The 7,347-nt window shown below is 67.5% G+C and carries 2 protein-coding genes; both read right to left on the bottom strand.

Translation table 11 applies throughout. The annotated features are described in order from the left end of the window. The coding region (locus WBR68_RS30760; protein WP_230696180.1) for a non-ribosomal peptide synthetase at positions 1 to 6,542 on the bottom strand (6,542 nt) is incomplete at its 3' end. Positions 6,543 to 6,547: 5 nt separating this feature from the next. After that, the coding region (locus WBR68_RS30755) for a phosphopantetheine-binding protein (RefSeq protein ID WP_230696179.1) at positions 6,548 to 7,347 on the bottom strand (800 nt) is incomplete at its 5' end.

The raw sequence follows: 7,347 nt of genomic DNA, 5'->3' as shown, positions 1-7,347 counted from the left end.
GCCTGCGCGGCTACCGCCACGCTGGCCAGATCGGCCACGGTCTGCCGTTCGAACACCTGGCGCGGCGTGATCTGCCACCCTGCCTGGCGCAAGCGCGCCACGATTTGCAGGCTGAGTATGGAGTCGCCACCCAGTTCAAAGAAGTTATCGTGACGGCCCACCCGCGCCGCGCCCAGTACTTGCGACCAGATGGCGGCAAGGGCAGATTCGACCGCGCCTTCGGGCGCTTCGTAGCCTTGGCTGGCGGCGAACTCGGCCTTGGGCAAGGCCTTGCGATCCAGCTTGCCGTTGGCGTTGACCGGCAAAGCCTCCAATGTGACGAAGGCGGCGGGCACCATGTAGTCGGGTAACACTGCCGACAATGCGCTTCGCAGTGCGGCGGTATCCACTACCGCCGGTGCGACATACGCCACCAGCCGCGCGCCCGACGGGCCATCCTGCGCCAGCACCGCCGCTTGTTCGACGCCCGGTTGCGACACCAAACTGGCTTCGATCTCGCCCAGTTCGATACGGAACCCGCGTATCTTCACCTGCTGGTCGATCCGGCCCAGGTATTCAAGCTGGCCGTCCTGCGTCCAACGCACCAGATCGCCCGTGCGATACAGGCGTTGGCCACTTCCCTGCGGGTCGGCGATGAAGCCCTCGGCCGTCAGACCCGGCCGATTCAGGTAGCCGCGCGCCAAGCCCGCGCCGCTGACGTGCAGCTCACCGGGCACGCCGACCGGCGCCAGGTTGAGTTCGCGATCCAGCACATGCAACGCCAGGTCGGGGATGCGCGTGCCGATGGGGCTGCCGCCTGCCGCCAGGTCGGCCCTGGTCAGACGGCGATACGTGACGTGCACCGTGGTTTCGGTAATGCCATACATGTTGACCAGTGCGGGCGACTGGTCGCCGAAGTGGTCGAACCAACGTTGCAGCTTGCGCGGCTCCAGGGCCTCGCCGCCAAAAATCACCTGCCGTAACGCGAGCGAGGACGTAGCGACGCCCGACTGATACAACGCCGGCACCTGCATCAATTGCAGGAACGCCGAAGGTGTCTGGTTCAGCACGGTCACCCGTTCGCGCCGCAGCAGCGCAAGGAATGCCTCGGGGTCCCGGCTGATTGCATGGGGTACCACCACCAGCCGGCCACCGGTGCATAGCGCGCCAAACACCTCCCAGACCGAGAAGTCGAATGCGTAGGAATGGAACAGCGTCCACACGTCGTTCGCATCAAAGGCAAACCAGTCCGACGTCTGCGACAGCAACCGGCACACCTGGTGGTGGCACAGTTGCGCACCCTTGGGCCGGCCCGTCGAGCCAGAGGTGTAGATCACATAGGCCAGATGCGCCGGGTGCGTCCGGCTGGCGGGGTTGTGCGCCGGGCTGTTGTCCAACGCCAGCGCGTCCAGGTTCAGCACCACGACATCGGGCAACGCCGCCGCCAGCCACGGCAGGCGGTCGTGCTGAGCGGATTCGGTCAGCACCACCGACACGCCGCTGTCCTCGGCCATGAAGCGCAGCCGGTCTTCCGGATACTCGGGGTCCAGCGGCACGTAAGCGCCGCCCGCCTTCAACACCGCGACCATGGCAATCACCATGTCGGCGGATCGCGCCAGCGCAATGCCCACCTTGGCCTCCGGGCGCACACCCGTGGCGATCAGCCGATGCGCCAATTGGTTGGCGCGCGCGTTGAATTCACCGTAGGTCAGCGTTTGGCCGTCCATCGTCAGGGCCGGCGCATCCGGGCGCGCGCGTGCCGCCGCTTCGATCAAACCGTGGATCGTGGCCTGCCCAAAGGCCTCGTCGACCGCCGAGCGTGCGAGCGGCGCGCCGCTCCAGGCGCGCAGGCTGGCGCACTCGCGCGGCGACAACAAGGCAACGCGGTCCACCCGCTGCGAGGGCTCGCTCACCAGCGCCTGTAGCGCCGCGGCGTAATGCCCGGCCAATTGGGACATGGTGCGCGCATCGAACAGTTCTTGCGCGTACAGCAACGTCACCTGTATGCGGCCGTCGGCCAACTCGGCCGTATTGCAACTGAGTTCGAACTGCGCGGCCTGTTCGCCCAAGGCGTAATCCGAGGCGCGCAAGCCCGGCAGCGCCTGCAAGCCGCGATAGTCCGGGCGCTGGTGGTTGAACAGCACCTGGAACAACGGGGAATGGCCGTCGCGCTCGGGTTGCAAGGCGTCAACCAGTTGTTCGAAAGGCAGATCTTGATGCGCCTGGGCCTCGCGCGCCGCATCCCGCGCCTGCAATAACAGACCGTCAAGTGTGACGCCCGGCGAGCAATCCCCGCGCAGCACTTGCGTGTTGACGAAGAACCCCACCACCCGGTCCGTGTTGCCACGATGGCGGTTCGCGATCGGTGTGCCAACGCGGATGTCGGTCTCGCCGCTGTAGCGATGCAATACCGCTTGGAACCCCGCCAGCAGCGCCGCAAACAGCGTGGCCTGCCGGGCCTGGGCGCTGGCGCGCAGCTCGCGCGCCGCCTGCTCCGTCAGATAGAAGGTATGGCGCGCCGCCTGATACCGCGCTCCCGGTCGGCGCACGCCATCGGCGGGCAGCTCAAGCACGGGTTGCGCGCCGCCCAGCCGCTGTACCCAATGCGCGCGCTGCCGCGCCCCTTCACCGTCGGCCAGCCAGCGCCGCTGCCACGCCGCGTAATCCGCGTACGTGATGGGCAGCTCCGCCAAGGCCGCCGGCCGCTTGTCGACATAAGCGCGATACAGCTCTGTGAACTCGTCCACGATGATCTGCATTGACCAGCCGTCCGACATAATGTGGTGCATCACCACTACCAGCACATGATCGTCGTCGGCTTGCCGGATCAAGCCCAGCCGCAGCAAGGGGCCGGTTTCCAGGTCGAACGGCGTGTGTATCCACGCCTGCGCGCACGCCAGCGCATCAACCGGCGTGTGCGCGTCATGCGTCAGCCACTGAACGGGCGCTGGGTCAGCCACCATTGCCCGCGCCTGCCCGTCGTCGGTCGCCACAAAGCGCGTGCGCAGGCTGGCATGACGCCGCACCAGTTCGTGGAACGCCGCGTTCAGCGCATCGTGGTCCAGCGTGCCACGCAAATGCAGCGCACCGGTCACATGGTATGCCGTGCTGTCCGGCTCCATGCGCCACAGGAACCACTGGCGCTGTTGCGCATGCGACAGCACGCCAGCGGTGCCGGCGGCGGACCCCGCGACGGGTTCATCCGCCAGCGCATCCCTGGGCGCGGCAACCGTGGCCGGCAACCCCTCGGACGGGACTGCCGTCCCCGTAGCCGTCGACACATCCGGCGCATCCGACGCATCCACGGGCGGGCTGATCGCCGCCGCCAACGCCTGTAGCGTCTGATGGTCAAAGAGCTGGCGCGGCTTGATGGCCAGCTTCTGCCGCCGAGCCCGCGCCATCACTTTCAGGCTCAGGATGGAGTCGCCGCCCAGCTCAAAGAAATTGTCCGTGCGCCCGATTTCGGCCACGCCCAGCACCTCGGACCAGATCGCCGCCAGTGCGGTTTCAACGGGACCAACGGGCGCGTCCGCCGCCGTATCGCGGGCCGCTTCCAGCGCCTGCGGGGCCGGCAACGCGCGGCGGTCGACCTTGCCGTTGGGGTTGAGCGGCAGCGCCTCCAGTTCGGTGAACGTCGCGGGAACCATGTAGTAGGGCAAGCATGCGGCAAGCCCGTCGCGCAGCGCGGCGCCGTCGATGGCCGCGCCATGCCTTGCAACGACGTAGGCGTGCAATTGCAGGCGGGTGGCCTCCGCATCCGCCTCGCCGCGCGCCACCACGGCGCAATCGGCCACGCCGGGCAGGCCGCGCAACACCACCGCGACCTCGCCGGGTTCGACGCGATAGCCGCGGATCTTTACCTGGTCATCCATGCGCCCCAGGAATACCAGGCTGCCGTCGTGGCCCTGCCGTACCCGGTCGCCCGTTCGATACATGCGCTGACCCGGCGCGTAGGGACTGGCCACGTAGCGGTCCGCCGTCAGGCCGGGGCGTCCCAGATAGCCTCGGGCAACGCCGTCGCCCGCCAGATAGAGCTCACCTTCGGCGCCGCGCGGCACCGGGTTCAGCCACGCGTCCAGCACGTAGGCCTGCATATTGGGTAGCGGCGCGCCGACCGGCAAGGCTTGCAGCGGGCCGAATTGCGCCTGCGCCGCCGCCTGCGTCAGCGCGCCGACCGTGGTTTCCGTGGGACCGTAGTGGTTCACCACCCGGCATTGCGGCGCCAATGCCGCAACGCGGTCTAGCAACGCCCGCGAACTGGCCTCTCCCCCCAACACGAGCGTGTGGCGCGGCAGCACGTCGGCGGGGCGCGCCGCCTGCAACAAGGCTTGCAAGTGGCTAGGCACGATTTTCAGCACATCCACCTGATGGCGCGCCATGTAGGCGGCCAGGCCGTCAGGGTCGAACACGCAATCCTGCGTGACAAGGTGCAGCGTGCACCCGGTGCACAACGCACCGTATAGCGTCGTATGCCCCAAATCCGCGGACACCGTCGACACCATGGCCATGCTGCGGGCCGCACCGGGCAACGCCAAGCGGTGCAACATGCCCAGCACGTAATGAGTCAGGGCGCCCCGACTGACCACCACCCCCTTGGGCACACCGGTTGAACCCGACGTGTAGATCACGTAAGCCGCCTGATCCGGATGCACGGGCGTCAAGGCCAGTGCCGGCACGGGCTGATCCGGCACAAGCGCCGCGCTGATTGGCAGGCGCGGGATCTCGGGCGCCCACGCCGTGTCCGCATCGCTCAGGATCAAGGCCGCCCCGCAGTCTTGCAGCAGATGCTTCAGGCGTTCCTCGGGCAAGGCTGGGTCCAGCGGCACATACGCACCGCCCGCGCGCAACACGGCCAGCATGGCAATCACGAAACTGATGCTGCGCGGCGCGTGGACCGCCACGCGCACATCCGCCGCCACGCCTCGTGCCTGCAATTGCGCGGCCAGGCGCTGCACGGCCTGTTCCAGGTCCGCGTGGCGTAATGCCCGCGCGTCCTCTTGCAAGGCGATGCCGTCCGGCTGCCGCGCCGCCGCGCGCGACCACAGCGCAAGCAGATCGCTGTCTTCCCACTGCACGGCCTCGCCGTCAATGCGGCTGGCGTCGTCCGGAAGGTCAAACCGCGCCATCGGCAAGTCCGGCTGCGCCGCGCCTTGCCGTAGCAACGCCGCGTAGGCTCGCGCCATCCGCTCAATGGTGTCGGCACTGAACACGTCTTCGGCATAGTCGAACTGGCAGCGGATCTCGTCGCGCCGGATCGTGAAGTCCAGGCTCAGGTCAAAGTGCGCATGGCGTGCCGCAGCGTCCACGCCCTGTATCTCCAGGTCCGCGAAGCGGCCGGGCACGGCGTCGGCCGAATCCGATTGTTCAGTGCATTTGACCTGGAACAGCGGGTTCAAACCGGGGGTGCGCTTGGACACGAGTTCGGACACCAGCAGGTCAAACGGGCAATCCTGGTTGGCCTGCGCATCCAGCAAGGTCGCGCGCACCGCGCCAACCAGCGTAGCCAGGCCCTGGCCGGCGTCCACGTGCGTGCGCAACACGCTCATGTTGGTCAGGTAGCCGATCAGCCCGTGCGTTTCACGCCGAACCCGGTTGGCCAGCGGTGCACCCACCACAATGTCGTCCTGCCCGCAGTAGCGCGCCAGCGTCAGCTTGAAGGCCGCCAACAGAACCATGAACACGGACGCGCCACCGCGCTGCGCCAAGGCCCGCGCGGATGCCGCCAGCTCTGCCGGCAAGGTCACGGTGTAGCTGCCTGCCGCGGCATCGCGCCGCGCCGGCCGGGGCCGATCCAACGGCAGCCGCAGTGGCTCCGGATCCTGGCCCAAGCGTTCGCGCCAATACTGCAACTGTTTAGGCAACTGGCCGGCCGCATACCATTCACGCTGCCACAGGGCGTAGTCGCCAAACTGGATGGGCAGCGGTGACAGTTCGGACGGTTGACCCCGGGTTTGCTCCGTATAGAGCGCGGCCAGCTCGCGCAGCAAGATTGCCTGCGACCAGCCGTCCGCCAGAATATGGTGCATCGTCAACGACAGCCAATGGGTATCGGCCGACAACGTGATCAACGTCACCCGCCACGCGGGCGCGCGCGCCAGGTCAAAGGGCCGCGTCGCGTCGTCTTGGCACAGGACGCGGGCCGCCGCAACGCGCGCGTCGCCATCCAGATGTTCCACGCTCTCGTGCCGCCATGCCACAAACGCATCCGGCAATACCCGCTGCATCGGCGTGTCAGTTGCGTCGACCTCGAATACGCTGCGCAGCACGGCATGCCGCTCGGCAAGGGCCTGCGCCGCCCGGCGAAGCGCCTCGGGCTGCAAGGCGCCCCGCAAGACCATCGCGCCCGCCATGTTGTAGGCCGACGACTCGGCCTCCATCCGCCACGTCAGCCACAAACCTTGCTGGGCGTACGACAGCGGATACGCCACCACATCCGGGAACGGCACGATGGGCAGACTGCCGGGGTCGATGCCTTGGGCAACCAGCTTGGCCAGCAAGGTCTGGCGCTGCTGCGCATCAAGCTTCGCGATGCGTTCGGCCAGCGTGCGGGGATCGATTGCCATGGTGCTTACATCTCCAGTTCATTCAAGAGGGAATCGATGGCGGCAAACTCAGCCTGCCGCTCCTGGGCGCCCTCGCCCATTGCGCCCCGCATTGCGTGCAGCAGCGGCAATGCCGCCAACTGCGCGACGGTGGGCGCATCGAACAACGTGCGTAAGGGCACATCGATACCGTGGACCTGCTTGACGGCGGCCACCACTTTCATCACCGCGATGGAATCGCCGCCCAACTCAAAGAAATTGTCATGCCGGCCGACGCGAGGGGTCTGCAGCACTTGCGCCCAGACCTCGGCCAATCGCACTTCTGCCTGGCCTTCGGGCGCAACGTAAGCCTGGCTGGCGGCGAACTCGGCCTTGGGCAAGGCCTTGCGATCCAGCTTGCCGTTGGCGTTGACCGGCAAAGCCTCCAATGTGACGACGGCGGCGGGCACCATGTAGTCGGGTAACGCTGCCGACAATGCGCTTCGCAGTGCGGTGGTATCCACTGTGGCGGGTGCCACATACGCGACCAGCCGCGCGCCCGATGGGCCGTCTTGCGCCAGCACCGCCGCTTGTTCGACGTTCGGCTGTGACAAGAGAGCGGCCTCGATCTCACCCAGTTCAATCCGCAGGCCACGTATCTTCACCTGATGATCCAGGCGGCCCAGATACTCCATCTGCCCCTCCTGCATCCAGCGCACCAAGTCGCCCGTGCGATACAGCCTGCCGCCCTGCCCGTCCGGGTCGGCGACGAAGCGGTCGGCGGTCAGGCCCGGGCGGTTCAGATACCCGCGCGCCAAGCCGACCCCGCCCAGATACAGTTCACCCG

The organism is Achromobacter sp. JD-1 (assembly GCF_038594925.1).
Lineage (GTDB): Bacteria > Pseudomonadota > Gammaproteobacteria > Burkholderiales > Burkholderiaceae_B > Achromobacter > Achromobacter spanius_C.
Note: the sequence above shows the minus strand (reverse complement) of the source record. Positions and strands in the feature narration are given on the sequence as shown.